The organism is Citrobacter sp. Cm046 (assembly GCF_030333065.1).
In the GTDB taxonomy this organism is placed as follows: Bacteria; Pseudomonadota; Gammaproteobacteria; order Enterobacterales; family Enterobacteriaceae; genus Citrobacter; species Citrobacter murliniae.
Map to the genome: position 1 here is coordinate 1 of NZ_JAOWGP010000015.1, position 205 is coordinate 205.

At 52.2% G+C, this 205-nt stretch carries 1 tRNA gene; it reads left to right on the plus strand.

What is annotated here, in order from left to right:
- The first annotated feature begins 2 nt into the window (after positions 1-2).
- A tRNA-Arg gene (locus OGX98_RS00795) sits at positions 3-79 on the plus strand.
- Positions 80-205 lie beyond the last annotated feature (126 nt).

The following is a 205-nucleotide window of genomic DNA, read 5'->3' on the forward strand; positions in this document are numbered from 1 at the left end:
TTGCATCCGTAGCTCAGCTGGATAGAGTACTCGGCTACGAACCGAGCGGTCGGAGGTTCGAATCCTCCCGGATGCACCATATTATCTGATGTTGCTTTAGCAGCGATGTCAAATCTGCAGTAAAGTAAGTTTCCCTGATGCATCCGTAGCTCAGCTGGATAGAGTACTCGGCTACGAACCGAGCGGTCGGAGGTTCGAATCCTCC